This window comes from Cellulosimicrobium sp. EB106-03-01-XG111 (genome assembly GCF_058792115.1).
This window is the reverse complement of record NZ_JBYTEQ010000017.1, coordinates 1-15954: the sequence shown is the minus strand read 5'-3', so window position 1 is coordinate 15954 and position 15954 is coordinate 1. Positions and strand designations below refer to the sequence as shown.

General features: G+C 74.6%; 15 protein-coding genes. 10 read left to right on the top strand and 5 right to left on the bottom strand.

Annotated elements, in window-relative coordinates; translation table 11 throughout:
* Positions 1-2: 2 nt before the first annotated feature.
* The 3 genes from AC3WT4_RS13835 to AC3WT4_RS13825 are packed head-to-tail and all read left to right on the top strand — an operon-like array spanning position 3 to position 3309.
* Positions 3-1061: an NAD-dependent epimerase/dehydratase family protein gene (locus AC3WT4_RS13835; protein ID WP_074810200.1), complete on the top strand. Its 1059-nt coding sequence runs from the start codon at positions 3-5 to the stop codon at positions 1059-1061.
* Positions 1061-2248, top strand: coding sequence for a dihydrodipicolinate synthase family protein (locus tag AC3WT4_RS13830; RefSeq protein WP_492315705.1), 1188 nt, complete (start codon positions 1061-1063; stop codon positions 2246-2248). The genes AC3WT4_RS13835 and AC3WT4_RS13830 overlap by 1 nt, the downstream gene beginning before the upstream one ends.
* Positions 2245-3309 carry a hydroxyacid dehydrogenase gene (locus AC3WT4_RS13825; protein WP_492315704.1) on the top strand — a complete coding sequence of 355 codons (1065 nt, stop codon included), beginning with the start codon at positions 2245-2247 and terminating at the stop codon, positions 3307-3309. Before AC3WT4_RS13830 ends, AC3WT4_RS13825 begins: the two co-directional genes overlap by 4 nt.
* Positions 3310-3389: 80 nt before the next feature.
* Here the strand turns inward: AC3WT4_RS13825 and AC3WT4_RS13820 are convergent, their stop codons facing one another.
* Entirely contained in the window at positions 3390-4376 is a 987-nt protein-coding gene (locus AC3WT4_RS13820; protein WP_108048958.1) for a DMT family transporter, read from the bottom strand.
* An 82-nt stretch (positions 4377-4458) separates the two neighbouring features.
* Here AC3WT4_RS13820 and AC3WT4_RS13815 point away from each other — a divergent pair, with 82 nt between their 5' ends.
* Positions 4459-5370: a LysR family transcriptional regulator gene (locus AC3WT4_RS13815; protein WP_492315703.1), complete on the top strand. Its 912-nt coding sequence runs from the start codon at positions 4459-4461 to the stop codon at positions 5368-5370.
* A 16-nt stretch (positions 5371-5386) separates the two neighbouring features.
* Here the strand turns inward: AC3WT4_RS13815 and AC3WT4_RS13810 are convergent, their stop codons facing one another.
* Positions 5387-5773: a YybH family protein gene (locus AC3WT4_RS13810; RefSeq protein ID WP_257416436.1), complete on the bottom strand. Its 387-nt coding sequence runs from the start codon at positions 5771-5773 to the stop codon at positions 5387-5389.
* A 320-nt stretch (positions 5774-6093) separates the two neighbouring features.
* Here AC3WT4_RS13810 and AC3WT4_RS13805 point away from each other — a divergent pair, with 320 nt between their 5' ends.
* Together AC3WT4_RS13805 and AC3WT4_RS13800 are read left to right on the top strand one after the other, a co-directional pair.
* Positions 6094-6555 carry a tRNA (cytidine(34)-2'-O)-methyltransferase gene (locus AC3WT4_RS13805; RefSeq protein WP_076404033.1) on the top strand — a complete coding sequence of 154 codons (462 nt, stop codon included), beginning with the start codon at positions 6094-6096 and terminating at the stop codon, positions 6553-6555.
* A gap of 121 nt (positions 6556-6676) precedes the next feature.
* Positions 6677-7009, top strand: coding sequence for a hypothetical protein (locus AC3WT4_RS13800; RefSeq protein WP_492315702.1), 333 nt, complete (start codon positions 6677-6679; stop codon positions 7007-7009).
* A gap of 85 nt (positions 7010-7094) precedes the next feature.
* On the opposite strand, the gene AC3WT4_RS13795 is transcribed toward AC3WT4_RS13800, so the two are convergent.
* Entirely contained in the window at positions 7095-8690 is a 1596-nt protein-coding gene (locus AC3WT4_RS13795; RefSeq protein ID WP_492315701.1) for a xylulokinase, read from the bottom strand.
* A gap of 1 nt (position 8691) precedes the next feature.
* Positions 8692-9882 (bottom strand): xylose isomerase, encoded by a 1191-nt coding sequence (gene xylA / locus AC3WT4_RS13790; protein WP_257416433.1) that lies wholly within the window; start codon positions 9880-9882, stop codon positions 8692-8694.
* Positions 9883-9983: 101 nt separating this feature from the next.
* Here xylA and AC3WT4_RS13785 point away from each other — a divergent pair, with 101 nt between their 5' ends.
* Positions 9984-11213: an ROK family transcriptional regulator gene (locus AC3WT4_RS13785; RefSeq protein WP_074810208.1), complete on the top strand. Its 1230-nt coding sequence runs from the start codon at positions 9984-9986 to the stop codon at positions 11211-11213.
* Positions 11214-11313: 100 nt separating this feature from the next.
* On the opposite strand, the gene AC3WT4_RS13780 is transcribed toward AC3WT4_RS13785, so the two are convergent.
* Positions 11314-12381 carry a LacI family DNA-binding transcriptional regulator gene (locus AC3WT4_RS13780; protein WP_492315700.1) on the bottom strand — a complete coding sequence of 356 codons (1068 nt, stop codon included), beginning with the start codon at positions 12379-12381 and terminating at the stop codon, positions 11314-11316.
* Between the two features lie 174 nt (positions 12382-12555).
* Between AC3WT4_RS13780 and AC3WT4_RS13775 the strand changes: the two genes are divergently transcribed.
* The 3 genes from AC3WT4_RS13775 to AC3WT4_RS13765 all read left to right on the top strand — a co-directional run bounded on the left by AC3WT4_RS13775 (position 12556) and on the right by AC3WT4_RS13765 (position 15892).
* Positions 12556-13494 carry a carbohydrate ABC transporter permease gene (locus AC3WT4_RS13775; RefSeq protein ID WP_108048950.1) on the top strand — a complete coding sequence of 313 codons (939 nt, stop codon included), beginning with the start codon at positions 12556-12558 and terminating at the stop codon, positions 13492-13494.
* A 2-nt stretch (positions 13495-13496) separates the two neighbouring features.
* The gene (locus AC3WT4_RS13770; protein WP_074810214.1) at positions 13497-14453 is read left to right on the top strand and encodes a carbohydrate ABC transporter permease; all 957 of its coding nucleotides are present in this window, start codon (positions 13497-13499) and stop codon (positions 14451-14453) included.
* Between the two features lie 98 nt (positions 14454-14551).
* Complete coding sequence (locus AC3WT4_RS13765; RefSeq protein WP_074810217.1) at positions 14552-15892, top strand: ABC transporter substrate-binding protein; 1341 nt, start codon at positions 14552-14554, stop codon at positions 15890-15892.
* The last annotated feature ends 62 nt before the right edge of the window (positions 15893-15954 follow it).

Here is a 15954-nt window from a genome sequence, read left to right as displayed (position 1 = left end):
ACATGACCACGCAGACCAGCACCACCGCCCTGAAGGCCCCGACGTCCGTCGCGGAGCTCGAGGAGCTGCTCACGACGCCGTCGCCCGCCCTCGTGGAGGACCTGGCCGCCCGCTCGGGCGACCTCGTCATCCTCGGCGCGGGCGGGAAGATGGGCCCGAGCCTGACCGTCCTCGCCCGCCGGGCGCTCGACGCGGCCGGGCGCACGGGCGACGCCGTGCACGCCGTCTCGCGGTGGTCCGACCCCGAGCAGGCCGACCGCCTGCGCGACGCCGGGGTGAACGTCGTCGCGGCCGACCTGCTCGCGCCCGACGCGGACCTCGCCGCCCTGCCCGACGGCGCCGACGTCGTCTACATGGTGGGCGCCAAGTTCGGCACGTCGTCCGCGCCGTCGCTCGCGTGGGCTGCGAACGCGGCCCTCGTGCACGACGTCGCGCGCCGCTACGCCGACTCCACGATCGCGGCGTTCTCCACCGGGAACGTCTACCCGCTCGTGCCCGTCGAGTCCGGCGGGTGCTCGGAGGAGCACCCCGTCGGGCCGGTCGGCGAGTACGCGATGAGCTGCCTCGGCCGCGAACGCGTGCTCCAGCACGCCGCGCTCTCGCGCGGCACGAAGGTCGTGACGATCCGCCTCAACTACGCCGTCGACCTGCGCTACGGCGTCCTGTTCGACGTCGCGTCGCCGATCCTCGCGGGCGAGCCCGTGGACCTCACGACCGGGCACGTCAACGTCGTGTGGCAGGGGTACGCGAACGAGGTCGCGCTGCGCTCGCTCGCGCTCGCGTCGTCGCCCGCGACGGCGATCAACCTCACCGGCCCGGAGACGGCGTCGGTGCGGCGCCTCGCGGAGCTCCTCGGCCGCGGCCTCGACCGCGAGGTGTCGTTCACGGGCGAGCCCGCGCCGACGGCGCTGCTCAACGACGCGACCCGCTGCCACGAGCTGTTCGGCTACCCGCAGGTGCCGCTGCGCACGCTCGTGGACTGGCAGGCGCGGTGGCTCGCCGCCGGGCTCCCGACGAGCGGCAAGCCGACGAAGTTCGCCGTGCGCGACGGGGCGTTCTGATGACGGCCCCCAGCACCCCCGCCGCGGCGCCCGCGACCCCGCGCCTCGCCGACGACGTCGCCGCGCTCCTGCGCGCGGGGACCGTCATCCCGGCCCAGCCCCTCGCGCTCGACGCCGACCGCCGCCTCGACGAGCGCCGCCAGCGCGCGCTCACGCGGTACTACCACGCGGCGGGCGCGGGCGGCGTGGCCGTCGGCGTCCACACGACGCAGTTCGAGATCCGCGAGCACGGGCTCCTGCGGCCCGTGCTCGAGCTCGCGGCCGAGGTGTCGCGCGCGACGATCGCGGGCGACGCGCCCGCGGGCTCGCTGCACACCGGGCCCCGCCCGCTCGTCCAGGTCGCGGGCGCGGCCGGCGACGTGCGGCAGGCCGTCGCGGAGGCGGAGCTCGCGGCATCGCTCGGCTACGACGCGGTGCTGCTCGCGCCGCGCGTGCCCGGTCTCACCGGCTCGCGCGAGGAGGTCGAGCGCGTGCTGCTCGACCGCGCCCGCGCCGTCGGCGAGGTGCTGCCCGTCATCGGGTTCTACCTCCAGGAGGCGATCGGCGGCCCGCGCCTGTCCGTCGGCTTCTGGCGCGAGTACGCGTCGATCGAGGCGGTCGTCGCGATCAAGGCCGCGCCGTTCCACCGCTACCGCACGATCGACGTGCTGCGCGGCGTCGCCGCGTCGGGTCGCGGCGACGAGATCGCGCTGTACACGGGCAACGACGACGCGATCGTCGCCGACCTCACGCAGCGTCTCGACGTCCCCGTGACCGACGCCGAGGGCCGCGCCTCGACCTTCACGGCCCGGTTCGTGGGCGGCCTGCTCGGGCAGTGGGCGGTCTGGACCCGGGGCGCGGTCGAGACGCTCGCGCTCGCGCACGCCGCGCACGGCGTCGGTCCCGACGGCGGGGCCACCGTGCCCGACGCCGCCGCCCTCGCGACCCTCACCGCGCGCGCGGCCGGCCTCACCGACGCGAACGCGGCCGTCTTCGACGCGGCGCACGACTTCGCGGGCGTCATCGCGGGCGTGCACGAGGTGCTGCGCCGCCAGGGCCTGCTCGACGGCATCTGGTGCCTCGACCCGGACGAGACCCTCTCCCCCGGGCAGGCCGACGAGCTGACGCGCGTGACGGCGTCGTACCCGTGGCTCGCGGCCGCAGACGACGCGCTCGTCGCGGAGCACCTCGAGGACTGGCTGCGGTGACCGGCGCGCCCGGCCCGGAGACCGTCGCGGGGCCTGGCCCGGGTGCCTGGGCCGCCCGCGCGGTCGTCGCGGTCGCGCCGTGGCTGCGCACCGAGCTGTTCGCCCCCGACGTGTGGGAGCGCCTGGCGGGCGCGGGACCGTTCGACGTCGTCGACGACCCGCGCGCGCTCGGCGCCGCGCTCGACCGGCTGAGCCCCGCGGCGCGCGAACGCGTCGACGCGCTCGTCGTCTCCTGGGGCACGCCGCCCCTGGACGCGGACCTCCTGGACCGGCTCCCCGGTCTGCGGCTCGTCGCGCACACGGGCGCCTCGGTCAAGCCGTTCGTCACGCCCGCGCTGTGGGAGCGCGGGGTCCGCGTGACGCAGGCGGGCCAGGCGATGGCTCGCCCGGTCGCCGAGGTCTCCGTGACGTTCGCGCTCGCGCTGCTCCACCAGGTCCCCGCGTTCCACAACGCCCTGCACGACGGCGTCCCCTGGGCCGACGCGGAGGCCGCGCCCCCGCGGTACGAGATCGCGGGCACGCGCGTCGGCGTGGTCGGGGCGTCGCGCACCGGGCGCGCGGCGATCGCGGTGCTGCGCGCGCTCGGCGCGGAGGTCGTGGTCGCCGACCCGACCCTCTCCCCCGCCGACGCCGCCGCGCTGGGCGCGACGCTCGTCGGGCTCGACGAGCTGCTCGCGACGAGCCGCGTGACGATGCTGCACGCGCCCGTGCTGCCCGAGACCCACCACCTGCTGGGCGCACGCGAGCTCGCGCTCCTGCCCGACCACGCCGGGCTGGTCAACACCGCACGGTCGTGGCTCACGGACGAGGACGCGCTCGTCCGCGAGCTCGCGAGCGGGCGGATCAGCGCCGCCCTGGACGTCTACGACGCCGAGCCGCTGCCCCACGACCACCCGCTGCGCCGCCTGCGGAACGTGCTCCTCACCCCGCACCACGCCGCCGCGACCGTGCAGGGCCGGCTCGCGCAGGGCGCGATCGTCGTCGACGAGCTCGTGCGCTTCCGCGCGGGCGAGCCGCTCGTGCACGAGGTGCGTGAGGCCGACCTCGACCGCATGGGCTGAGCCCGCGGCGGGCCGGGTCGGGGCGTGTCGCACCGGGCGGGCAGGGTACGTCGGGCCGGGTCGTACCGGCCGGGTCTGGGTCAGGCTCGCGCGGCCGGCACCGGGGGCACCGGGGCGACCCGCCGCCGCGGGAGCGTCGCGACCGCGACCCCGGCGAGGCACAGCGCGCCGCCCGCGAGCGTGACCGCCGCAGGGACTTCCGCGAGCACGAGCCACGACAGGACGACGACGAGCGGCGGCACGAGGTACGTCGTCGCCGCGGCCCGGCCCGCGCTGAGCCGCGAGAGCGCGTAGCCCCACGTCGTGAAGGCGACGGCCGTCGGGCCGAGCCCGAGCAGCACGACGGCCCACGTCGACGACGGCGGTGCGGCGGCGGCGTCGGCCGCGAGCGCCGGGGCGAACGGCAGGAGGGCGACCGTGCCCGCGAGGCACCCGACCCACGTCATCGTGAGGGCGTCGACGTGCGCGAGGAGCCGCTTCTGCGACGTCGCGCCCGCGGCGTAGAGGACGGCGGCCGTGAGCCCGAGCGCCACGCCGAGGACGTCGCGCTCGCCGGACGACGTCGCGGCCGCGATGATCGCGACCCCCGCGAACGCCGAGGCCATGCCGACGAGCAGACGCCGGGGGAAGCCCTCACCGAGCAGGACGCCCGCGAGCACCGCGACGAGGACGGGCGCGACGTTGACGAGGAGCGCCGTCGTGCCTGCGTCGAGGTGCTGCTCGGCCGCGTTGAGCGCGAGGTTGTAGAGGCTGAACCAGCCCACGCCCCACGCGAGGACGCCCGCGAGCACCCGCCTGCGGGGCAGCACGGGCCTGTGCCCGCTGCGGAGCCACCGCACCGCGACGATGGCGGTGAGCCCGAGGCTGCCCGCGAGCTGGCGGCCCAGCGCGAGCGACCCGGGCGCGTAGTCGTGCCCGGCGGCCCGCACGCCGATGAACGCGGACGCCCACAGGACCACCGTGACGCCGACGGCCGCGACGACGAGGGCCGTGCTCCTCGTCGGGCGGGCGCGTCCCGGGGTCCCGGGCGGGAGGAGGGACGGCGCGGCGGTCTCGGGTGCGGTCACGGGTCGATCGTCGCCCCGCCGCACCGTTCAGCACCAGCACGTATTCCTACCGTTCGATGCAGTACGGCTGTAGCGTGAAGGGATGCTGGACGTGCACCGCCTCCGGATCTTCCGCTCCGTCGTCGCGAGCGGCTCGGTCCAGGCCGCCGCCGCCAACCTCGGCTACACGCCGTCCGCGGTGAGCCAGCACGTGGCCGCCCTCCAGCGCGAGACCGGGCTCGCGCTCCTCGAGCGCGCCGGGCGCGGCGTCCGGCCGACGGCCGCCGGGCTCGAGCTCGCCGCCCAGGCCGACCGCGTGCTGGTGCGGCTCGGCGAGGTCGAGGCCGTCGTCGCCGACCTGCGCGCCGGGCGGACCGGGACCCTCTCGCTCATGTACTTCGCCTCCGCGGGCTCCGCGTGGCTGCCGCGCGTCGTCCGACGGCTCACGACCGAGTTCCCCGGGGTCCGGCTCGACCTCTCCCTGGGCGAGGCCATCCCCGACGACCCCGACGCCCGCGCCGACGTGCAGATCGCCGTCGCGTCGCCCGCCTTCGTCCCCGGCACCGGGTTCCGGGCGCACCACCTGCTGGACGACCCGTACGTCGCCGTCCTCCCCGCCGACCACCCGCTCGCCGGGCAGCCCGAGGTCGAGATCGCCGCGCTCGCGACGGAACGCTGGGTCGACAACGACTTCGCGCGCGGCTGGTGCCGCCGCAACCTCGTCGAGGCCTGCACCGCGGCGGGGTTCAGCCCGCCGTTCCACGTCGAGGCCCACGACTACCCCACGGCGGTCGCGTTCGTCGGCGCGGGCATCGGCATCACGGTGCTGCCGCGGCTCGGCGCGGTGCACCTACCGCCCGGCCTCGTCGCGGTCCCGGTCGTGCGGCCCGCGCCCGTCCGGTCGGTCTACGCCGTCGTGCGTGACGCCGCCGCGTCGACGCCGCCCGCCCGGGCGGTGCTCGACGAACTGCGCGCGGTCGCGCGCGCGGGCGCCGCCGAACCGGCCACGCGCTGAGGCCCGACGTCGCCCGTCACCCGGCGCTGTACGAGCGGCCGGGCCAGTAGGCCCACTCCTCGAAGTGCTCGACGCGGCCGTCGGGGGCGAACCGCAGGACCCACAGGTCGCGGTACTCCTGCTCGCGCGGCGCGAGGTAGCGGACCTCGAGGCGCACGACGGCGTCCGGGCCGTCCACCGCGACGGGCTCCGCCGTCACCGTGAAGCGCGCGTCCTCGTCCACGCGCCAGAACCCCCGGATCTCGTCGTGTCCGTGCAGGGGCTCGTCGTCGTAGGGCGAGCGCAGGTACGTCGCCTCCGGGGTGAAGAGCCGCTCGACGGCGTCGGCGTCGCTCGTGCGCCACGCCTCCTCGTACGCGGCGACCCACGCCATGACCTCCTCGCGGCCGCGCTCCCCGGTCATCGGTGGCCCGCCGCAGGGCCAGCAGGGACGGTCTGGTGCACGAGAACCTCCACGGTGGTCGTCGTCGACCCTACCGAGGTCGAGCCGAGGTCCGCGAGGTAGAGCCCAGGTCCACCGAGGGAGAGCCCAGGTCCGCCATGGCTGGCTACCACGCCGCTACCTCGGCGAGACAGCCCTCTACCTCGGCAGGGCGCGCCTCGTGCCGCAGGGCGCACCCCCCTCGCCGCGCTGCGAGAATCGGGGGCGTGAGCGAGACCCCCGACCCCCGCACCGACTGGCGGCCGCACGTCGCCGACCCGGCCGCCCGACCGCCGTCGACCCTGCCCCACGTGGTGTTCTTCGAGCCGCGCATACCGGGGAACACGGGCAACGCGATCCGCCTCGCCGCGGTGACCGGGGCGCGTCTGCACCTGGTCGAGCCGCTCGGGTTCGACCTGGACGAGCCCAAGCTGCGGCGCGCGGGGCTGGACTACCACGACCTCGCGAGCGTCGAGGTGCACGCGGACCTCGACGCCGCGCTCGCGACCCTCCCGGGCCGGGTCTTCGCGTTCACGACCCGCGCGACGACGTCGTTCACCGACGTGACGTACCGGCCCGACGACGTCCTGCTGTTCGGCCCGGAGCCCACCGGCCTGCCCGACGACGTGCTGGCCCACGAGCGGATCACGGACCAGCTGAAGATCCCCATGCTGCCCGGTCGCCGGTCGCTCAACCTCACCAACGCGGCGTCGATCGCCGTCTACGAGGCGTGGCGCCAGACGGGCTTCGCGGGCGGCACATAAGGGAAAGCACGTACCTGGTGAGAGTCAAATTTACGTAGTCCTCGAGTTGCTGACAGTGCCGCGCTACGGTGAACTGTGGCCGGGCCGATCACGGCCCCCCAGACCTGAGCAAAGGAGCTCTATGCGAACTCTCCGACTGCGCGCCCTGGCCGTCTCCGCCCTCGCTGCCGCTGCCGTCGCGATCGCACCCTCGGCGAGCGCGGCCCCCTACGACGGCGGCGTGTGCACGTTCGACGTGACCCGGACCGGGAACGTCTTCACCGTCAGCGCGGGCACGTGCGACTGGGTGCTGCTCGAGGTCTACGGCAACGCGTACGGGACGAACCTCAACCGGTCGGTCTCGACGACGTCGGTCGCGTCGGTGGAGATCGCCGGACCGGTCTGGGGCGTGACCGGCGCCGCCGCGGTGGGCCGCAAGGCCGGCGTGACGGGCCCCGTCGTCCGCGTGCTCTGACCGCTCCTGCCCACCGCCGTGGGTGCACGAAGGGCCCGACCCCCTCACGGGGGGCCGGGCCCTTCCCTGCTGTCGCGAGGTCGTGTCAGACGAGGTCGCGGACCGCCGCGTACTGCTCGCGGACGGCCGGGACCGGGTCGCCCTCGACCACCGTGGCCGACGACGCGGCCCAGGTGGGCGGGGCGACGTCCGCCCCGGAGCCGCCCGCCTCGTGCGCGGCGAGGACCCACGCCGCCTGGCGCGCGGCGCCGTCGGCCACGTACTCGCCGGGCTCGGGGACCGTGACGGGCAGGCCGAGGACCTGCGGCGCGATGCGCCGGACCGCCTCGGACTGCGCGCCGCCGCCGATGAGCTGCACGCGCTCGACCCGGACGCCGAGCGCCCGCAGCGCATCGAGCCCGTCCGCGAGGCCGCACAGCATGCCCTCGACGTACGCGCGCGCGAGGTGCTCCGGCGTCGACGTGCCGAGCCGGATGCCGTGCAGCGTGCCCGACGCGTCGGGACGGTTGGGCATGCGCTCGCCCTCCAGGTACGGCACGAGCACGAGCCCGTCCGCGCCGGGGGGCGCCTGGAGCGCGAGCCGCGACAGCCCCGCGTGGTCGACGCCGAGCACGGCACGCGCCGCGTCGAGCACCCGGCTCGCGTTGAGCGTCACCGCGAGCAGCAGGTAACGGCCCGTCGCGTCGGAGAACCCGTTGACGAGGCCGGAGCCGTCCGCCGTGCGGTCGTCGGTCACGGCGGACACGACGCCCGACGTCCCGATCGACACCGCGACGTCGCCCGCGACCATGCCGAGGCCGAGCGCCGCACCGGCGTTGTCGCCCGCGCCCGGGCCGAGCAGCGTGCCGCCCTCGACCGCGCTCCCGGCGACCGAGGGGTGCGCGACGCCCGCCGTCGCGGACGGCCCGACGACGCGCGGCAGCACGACGTCCGTCCGTCCGAGCGCGAGCTCCAGCAGGTCGAGGCGGTACGCGCCCCGGCCGTCGGAGCCGCCGTCCCTGGTCGCGTCGTAGTAGCCGGTGCCCGACGCGTCGGACGCGTCGGTGACGAGCGCGTCGAGGTCCGGCCCGAGCGGCGCGGACTCGTCGCCCGCCGGGCCGTACCCCGCGATGCGCCACGTGAGCCAGTCGTGCGGCAGCGCGACGGCGGCGACGCGCGCCGCGTTCTCCGGCTCCGCGTCGCGCAGCCAGCGCAGCTTCGTCACCGTGAGCGACGCGACCGGCACGGACCCGATCGCGTCGGCCCACGCCTGGGCGCCCGCCTCGGTCGCGGACTCGACCCGGTCGTGGGCGTCGGGGACGCCCTCGGCGAGGCGCGCCTCGCCGAGCTCCCGGATCAGGTCGCGCGCCGCGGGCGCGGAGCGCGTGTCGTTCCACAGGAGCGCGTCGCGCACGACGTTCCCCGCGGCGTCGAGCGCGACGAGACCGTGCTGCTGGCCGCCGACGGCGAGCGCCGCGACGTCGTCCAGGCCGCCCGCCGCGGACGCGGCCTCGCGGAACGCGTCCCACCACGCGTCGGGGTGGACCTCGGTGCCGTCGGGGTGCTTGGCCGAGCCGGTGCGCACGAGGGCGCCCGTCCCGGCGTCGCGCACGACGACCTTGCAGGACTGCGTGGACGTGTCGACGCCGGCGACGAGCACGCGCTCGCCGCCGGCGTCGGACGTCCTGGCGTCGGTGGCCACCTCAGCCGATGAGGTGCTCGAGCGCGAGCTGGTTGAGGCGCACGAAGCCGAAGTCGCGGTTCGCCGCGGCGTCGACGTCGAACTCCTCGTACGCGCTGCGGTCCGCGAGCAGGTCGGCGACGGACTCGCCCTCGCCCAGCGTGGACTGGCCGAGCTCGAACACGCCCGAGTGCGCGAACGCCTCCTGGACGCGGCTGTCGGCGCGGTACGCCGCGGCCTTGCGTGCGAGCAGGCGGTAGGTCTCCATGTTGGCGCGCGCGGAGTCCCACACGCCGACCTCGTTCTCGGTGCGCGACGGCTTGTAGTCGAAGTGGCGCGGGCCCGTGTACGTGGGGCCGCCGTTCGGGAAGCCGTTCTCGAGCAGGTCGACCGTGAAGAACGCGGAGAGCAGGTCGCCGTGGCCGAACACGAGGTCCTGGTCGAACTTGATCGAGCGCTGGCCGTTGAGGTCGATGTGGAAGAGCTTGCCCGCCCACAGCGCCTGCGCGATGCCGTGCGTGTAGTTGAGGCCCGCCATCTGCTCGTGGCCCGTCTCCGGGTTGAGGCCCACGATGTCGCCGTTGTCGAGCTTCGCGATGAGGCCGAGCGCGTGGCCGATGGTCGGCAGGAAGATGTCGCCGCGGGGCTCGTTCGGCTTGGGCTCGAGCGCGATCTTGAGGTCGTAGCCCTTCTCCTTGATGTACGCCGCGGTGAGGTCGATGCCCTCGGCGTAGCGCTCGTGCGCGGAGTGCAGGTCCTTGGCGCCGTCGTACTCGGTGCCCTCGCGGCCGCCCCACATGACGAACGTCTTCGCGCCGAGCTCGGCGGTGAGGTCGACGTTGCGCAGCACCTTGCGGAGCGCGTAGCGGCGCACGCCGCGGTCGTTCGACGTGAGGCCGCCGTCCTTGAAGACGGGGTGGCTGAACAGGTTCGTCGTCACCATCTCGATGACGAGGCCCGTGTCCTCGGCGGCCTGGCGCACCGCGCCGAGGCGCTTCGTGCGCTCCTCGTCGTCGGAGCCGAACGGGACGACGTCGTCGTCGTGGAACGTGAAGCCCCACGCGCCGAGGTCGGCCAGGCGACGCACCGACTCGGCCGGGTCGAGCTCCGGGCGGCTCGCGCTGCCGAACTGGTCCTGCGCGGTCCAGCCCACGGTCCACAGACCGAAGGAGAAGTTGATGTCTGCGTCGTGTCGGGTGGTCTCGTCGGCCACGGTGGTCTCCTCGTCGAGAGGGCCGGAGCGACGTCGGTCGACCCCGGCCTATTTATGTCTTACGGCTGAACTTATCCGCACAGGTCGGTAAGGTCAAGACCGTGAACCGCAGCGTCGCGACCCGGACGGGTCCCCCAGCAGCCCGCCAGGCCACGCTGCGCGAGCACAACCTCGCCCTGGTCGCGCGAGCCGTGTTCGAGGCGTCGCACCCGTGCTCGCGCGCCGACATCGCGGGCGCGAGCGGGCTCACGCGCGCTACCGTCTCGACGCTCGTCGACCGGCTCGTCGCCGCCGGCATCGTGGCCGAGCTGCCGCCCGCCACCCCGCAGCGCGCCGGGCGGCCCGCCGTCCCGCTCGCCCCCGCGCCGCGCACCCTCGTCGGGCTGGGCCTCGAGGTGAACGTCGACTACCTCGGCGGCCGGGTGCTCGACCTCACCGGCGCCGTCGTCGCGGAGCACGTCGACCCGGACGACCTCCACGACAGCGACCCCACCGCGGTGCTGTCCCGCCTGGGCCGCATCGCGCACGACCTGCTCGCGCAGGTCCGCGCCGACGGCATGACGGTCGCGGGAGCGCGCCTCGCCCTGCCCGGCCTCGTCGACCCCCGCGCCGGGCGGCTCGAGGTCGCGCCCAACCTCGGCTGGTCCCATCTCGACCCCGTCCGCCTCCTCGGGCTCGGCCCCGACGTCGCCGTCGAGATCGGCAACGAGGCCAAGCTCGCCGCGCTCGCCCAGGCGAGCCACGGCGTCGTGCCCGACGACGCGACCGGCCCTGCGCCCTCGACGTACCTCTACGTGTCGGGCGACGTGGGCATCGGGTCCGCGATCGTCGTCGACCGCCGCCTGTTCCACGGCCGCCACGGCTGGACGGGCGAGGTCGGGCACGTCGTCGTCGACCCGCGCGGCCCCCGGTGCCGCTGCGGGGCGACGGGCTGCCTCGAGCAGTACGCGGGCAAGGACGCGCTCCTGCGCGGCGCGGGCCTGCCGGTCGACGCGCCCACCGGGGCGCTCGTCGCCGCCCTCGACGCCGGCGAGCCGGACGCGCTCGCCGCGGTCGAGCGCGCCGGGACCGCGCTCGGCAGCGCCCTCGCCGACTACGTCAACCTCGTGGACATCGACACCGTCCTGCTGGGCGGCATCTACCCCGTGCTCCTGCCCTACCTGCGCGCCCCCGCCGAGGCCGAGCTCCGGGCGCGCGTCCTCGCCGCCCCCTGGACCGACGTCGTGCTGCTGCCCGCGCCGGTCGGCGACCACGCCGCGCTCACGGGCGGCGCGCGCGAGGTGCTGCGCGGCGTCGTCGAGGACCCGAGCGCCTGGGTCGCCGACGACTGACCAGGCGATCCTGGCGGCCCGAGCAGGCCGTCCGCGCGCGTCCGGCGACCGGGACGAGCCCGGACCACCTGCTCGGCGGCGGGACGAGCCGAACCGGGGTCTATGTCGGGGGCGGGGCGGTGCTCGCTCGCTCGACGAGGCGGGTCGGGACGAGGCGGGTGCCGGCCTCGTGGACGTTCTCGCGCACCTGCCGGAGCACCTGCTCGACGAGCCGGCGCCCGACCTCGACGAAGTCCTGGTGGACGGTCGTGAGCGGGGGCAGGAACTCGCTGGACTCGGGCAGGTCGTCGAACCCGACGACGCTCACGTCCTGCGGGACCCGTCGGCCGGAGTCGTGCAGGGCCCGGACGAGCCCGAGGGCCATCTGGTCGTTGGCGACGAACACGGCGGTGAGGTCGTCGCGACGGGCGAGGCGCAGCCCGGCCTCGTACCCCGACGACGGCGACCAGTCGCCCCGCTCGATCGGCGGGACCTCGCGGCCCGCCTCCTCGAGCGTCGCTCGCCACGCGGAGGTGCGGCGCTCGGCCGCGAACGAGAGCGCGGGCCCCGCGAGGTGGTGCACGGTCCGGTGCCCGAGGTCGAGCAGGTGGCGCACGGCCTGGCGGGTGCCGTCGGCCTGGTCGGTGTCGACGACGGCGTAGCTCTCGCCCGCGTCGGAGTCCGCCACGACGACCTGCACGCCGGGCGGCAGGCTGACCTTCGCGACGTCGAGGAGGTGCACCTCCATGAGCAGGATGATCGCGTCGACCGCAAGCTCGCCGAGGCGCGTGAAGGCGCCGTGGACGCCGTCCTGCGTGGGGGCGGCGACGGGGATGACCGTGATGGCGTAGCCCTCGGCGGCGGCCGAGGTCGCGATGGCCTCGAGCGTGCGGACGTTGCCCGTGGTCGCGAGCGAGAAGAGGATGACGCCGATCGTGCGGAACGACCCGCTCTTCAGCGCGCGGGCCGCGCTGTTGGGCCGGTAGCCGAGCTCGGCCATCGCCTCGAGGACGCGCGAGCGGGTGGCCTCGACGACGCCCGGGTGGCCGTTGGAGACGCGTGAGACGGTCTGCGCGGAGACCCCGGCGACGCGCGCGACGTCGGCCATCGAGACGCGCCGTGCCGTGCGGACGGCAGCCCCCCCGGTGCGCGTCAGGGCGGGGGCCTCGTCGTCGAGCCCGTCGGTCATGGCGTCCTCGTCCTCGTGGTGTCGGCACAGTACCCGTGCCGGACCGGCGTCGTGGCCGGTCAGGACCCACACTAGGCGATGTTTGCGCAAACACCGAACCTCGTGCCATGCTCATGTTTACGCAAACAACGGCGACGACGGACGTCGCCGTCCCCCGATGACGAGGACCACAGCATGACGACGACGTCCCCACCCGTGGCAGCGCTCCGGCCACCGGTCGGCGCTCCTTCGTCCCTCCCGGCGCGGCGCCGACGGCGCTCGTGGACCGGCTGGGGCTTCGTGGGGCCGTTCATGGCGGTCTTCGCGCTCGTGTTCCTCGCACCGATCGCGTACTCGATCTACCTCAGCCTGTTCCGCACCCAGATGGTGGGCGGCACGCAGTTCGTCGGGTTCGAGAACTACGCCCGCGCGTTCTCGGACCCGCAGTTCTGGTCCGGGGTCTCGCGCGTCGGTCTGTTCCTCGTGGTCCAGGTCCCGATCATGCTCGGCATCGCCCTGCTCGTCGCGCTCGCGATCGACTCCGGGCGCCTGTACGGGCGGAACTTCTTCCGGATCTCGATCTTCCTCCCCTACGCCGTCCCGGCCGTCGTCGCGACGCTCATGTGGGGCTTCATGTACGGGACGCGGTTCGGCCTCGTCGCGAACATCAACGACGCGCTCGGCACGGCGATCCCGAACCCGCTCTCCCCCGACTGGGTGCTGCTGTCGATCGGCAACATCGTGACCTGGGAGTTCGTGGGCTACAACATGCTCATCTTCTACTCGGCGCTGCGCGTCGTGCCGACCTCGCTCTACGAGGCGGCCGAGCTCGACGGCGCGTCCCAGTGGCAGGTCGTCCGGGCGATCAAGATCCCCGCGATCCGCGGCTCGCTCGTCATCGCGACGATCTTCTCGATCATCGGCTCGTTCCAGCTCTTCAACGAGCCGAGCATCCTGCAGAGCCTCGCGCCGAACGCGATCACGACGTACTTCACCCCGAACCTGTACGCCTACTCGCTGTCGTTCTCCGGCCAGCAGTACAACTACTCGGCGACCGTCGCCATCATCATGGGCGTCCTCACGATGATCGTGGCCTACGTCGTCCAGCTGCGCGGCATGCGCAAGGAGGCCTGACGATGACCGCCACGACGCCCTCGACCCCGGCGGTCCCCGCCGCGTCCCGCACGACGACGAGCGCCACGACGCGCAAGCCCGTGCGCCTGCGCTCGCGCGCCCCGCACAGCGTCGCCCGCCCGCGCCGCAGCGTCCTGCTGACCGTCCTCACCGGGATCGTCCTGCTCTACGCGCTCGTGCCGCTGTTCTGGCTCGTCGTCAACGCGTCCAAGACGCAGTCGAGCCTGTTCTCCTCGTTCGGCCTGTGGTTCAGCGGCGACTTCGCGCTGTTCGACAACATCGCCCGGACGCTCACCTACGACGGCGGCATCTTCGGCCGCTGGTTCGCGAACACGCTGCTGTACGTGGTGGTCGGGGCGGGCGGCGCGACGTTCCTCGCCGTGCTCGGCGGCTACGCCCTCGCGAAGTTCGACTTCCCCGGCAAGCGCGGCGTGTTCGCGACGGTCATCGGCGCGGTCGCGGTACCGGGCACGGCCCTGGCCGTCCCGACGTTCCTCATGTTCAGCCAGATGGGGCTGACCAACACCCCGTGGGCCGTCATCATCCCGTCGCTCATCTCGCCGTTCGGCCTCTACCTCATGTGGGTCTTCGCGGCCGAGTCCATCCCGACGGAGCTGCTCGAGGCCGCGCGCGTGGACGGGTCGAGCGAGGGGCGCACGTTCTTCCAGGTGTCGCTGCCCCTGCTCGCGCCCGGGATCGTCACGGTCCTGCTCTTCACGATGGTCGCGACGTGGAACAACTACTTCCTGCCGCTGATCATGCTCAAGGACCCCGACTGGTACCCGCTGACGCTCGGCCTCAACGCGTGGAACGCGCAGGCCGCGACCGCCGGCGGCGAGGCGATCTTCGACCTCGTGATCACCGGCTCGCTGCTCACCATCCTGCCGCTCGTCGCGGCCTTCCTCCTGCTCCAGCGCTACTGGCAGTCCGGCCTCGCGGCCGGGTCCGTCAAGGAGTGACGCCCGCGCAGCGCCGCACGACGCACCGCGCAGGCCCGTCCACCACCCCCGCACCCACCCCGCCCGATCCGTCTGACGACGAAGTGAGAGGAACCCTCATGTCCATCCGCACCACCCGCGCCCTGCGCGCCGTCGCCGCCACCGGCGTCGTCGCGCTGGCCCTGGCCGCCTGCAGCTCGGGCGGCGGCAACGACTCCGGCGGGGACGCCGGCTCGGCCGACGACGTCGCCGCGGCCCTCGAGGAGGGCGGCAGCCTCACGGTGTGGGCCTGGGAGCCCACGCTCGAGCAGGTCGTCAGCGACTTCGAGGCCGAGTACCCGAACGTCGACGTCGACCTCGTCAACGCGGGCACCGGCAACGACCAGTACACCGCGCTGCAGAACGCGATCGCCGCCGGCAAGGGCGTGCCCGACGTCGCGCAGGTCGAGTACTACGCGCTCCCGCAGTTCGCGCTCTCGGACGCCGTCGCCGACCTGTCGTCGTTCGGCGCCGACGAGCTCGACGGGACGTTCACGCCCGGGCCGTGGAACGCCGTCCAGCAGGGCGAGGGCGTCTACGGCCTGCCCATGGACTCCGGTCCCATGGCCCTCTTCTACAACGAGGAGGTCTTCACGCAGCACGGCATCGAGGTGCCGACGACGTGGGACGGCTTCGTCGAGGCGGCGCGCGCCCTGCACGCGGCCGACCCGAACGTGTACATCACCAACGACACGGGCGACGCCGGCTTCACGACCTCGCTCATCTGGCAGGCCGGCGGCCAGCCGTTCCAGGTCGACGGCACGGACGTGACGATCGACCTCGCGGACGAGGGCAGCACGCAGTTCGCCGAGACCTGGCAGACGCTCATCGACGAGGACCTGCTCGCGCCCGTCAGCTCGTGGAGCGACGAGTGGTACCAGGGCCTCGGCAACGGCACGATCGCGACGCTCGCGATCGGCGCGTGGATGCCCGCGAACCTCGAGTCGGGCGTGCCCGACGGTGCTGGCAAGTGGCGCGTCGCGCCGCTCCCCCAGTGGGAGGAGGGCGCGTCCGCGAGCGCCGAGAACGGCGGCTCCGCGCTGTCCGTCCCGGCCGCGAGCTCGAACCAGGCGCTCGCCTACGGCTTCCTCGAGTACGCGAACGCGGGCGACGGCGTGCAGACGCGCGTCGACGGCGGCGCGTTCCCGGCCACGACGGCCGAGCTGGAGTCCGACGAGTTCCAGGGCTTCGAGTCCGAGTACTTCGGCGGCCAGAAGATCAACGAGGTCCTCGCGCAGTCGGCGTCCGACGTCGTCGAGGGCTGGTCGTACCTGCCGTTCCAGGTCTACGCGAACTCGATCTTCAACGACACCGTGGGCCAGGCCTACGTCTCGGGCACGACCCTCGCCGACGGCCTGAAGGCCTGGCAGGACGCGTCCGCGAAGTACGGCACCGAGCAGGGGTTCACCGTCACCGAGTGACCCGGCCCCGCCGGGCGCCCGCCAGGGCGCCCGGCCCTGCCCCGACGGCCGCGTGGTCGCGC

Coding starts and splice junctions, on each gene's coding strand:
- AC3WT4_RS13800 (WP_492315702.1), top strand. CDS start 6,677: ATGCGAACTCTCCGACTGCGCGCCCTGGCCGTCTCCGCCCTCGCTGCC.
- AC3WT4_RS13815 (WP_492315703.1), top strand. CDS start 4,459: ATGCTGGACGTGCACCGCCTCCGGATCTTCCGCTCCGTCGTCGCGAGC.
- AC3WT4_RS13780 (WP_492315700.1), bottom strand. CDS start 12,381: ATGACCGACGGGCTCGACGACGAGGCCCCCGCCCTGACGCGCACCGGG.
- AC3WT4_RS13835 (WP_074810200.1), top strand. CDS start 3: ATGACCACGCAGACCAGCACCACCGCCCTGAAGGCCCCGACGTCCGTC.
- AC3WT4_RS13775 (WP_108048950.1), top strand. CDS start 12,556: ATGACGACGACGTCCCCACCCGTGGCAGCGCTCCGGCCACCGGTCGGC.
- AC3WT4_RS13765 (WP_074810217.1), top strand. CDS start 14,552: ATGTCCATCCGCACCACCCGCGCCCTGCGCGCCGTCGCCGCCACCGGC.
- AC3WT4_RS13830 (WP_492315705.1), top strand. CDS start 1,061: ATGACGGCCCCCAGCACCCCCGCCGCGGCGCCCGCGACCCCGCGCCTC.
- AC3WT4_RS13810 (WP_257416436.1), bottom strand. CDS start 5,773: ATGACCGGGGAGCGCGGCCGCGAGGAGGTCATGGCGTGGGTCGCCGCG.
- AC3WT4_RS13770 (WP_074810214.1), top strand. CDS start 13,497: ATGACCGCCACGACGCCCTCGACCCCGGCGGTCCCCGCCGCGTCCCGC.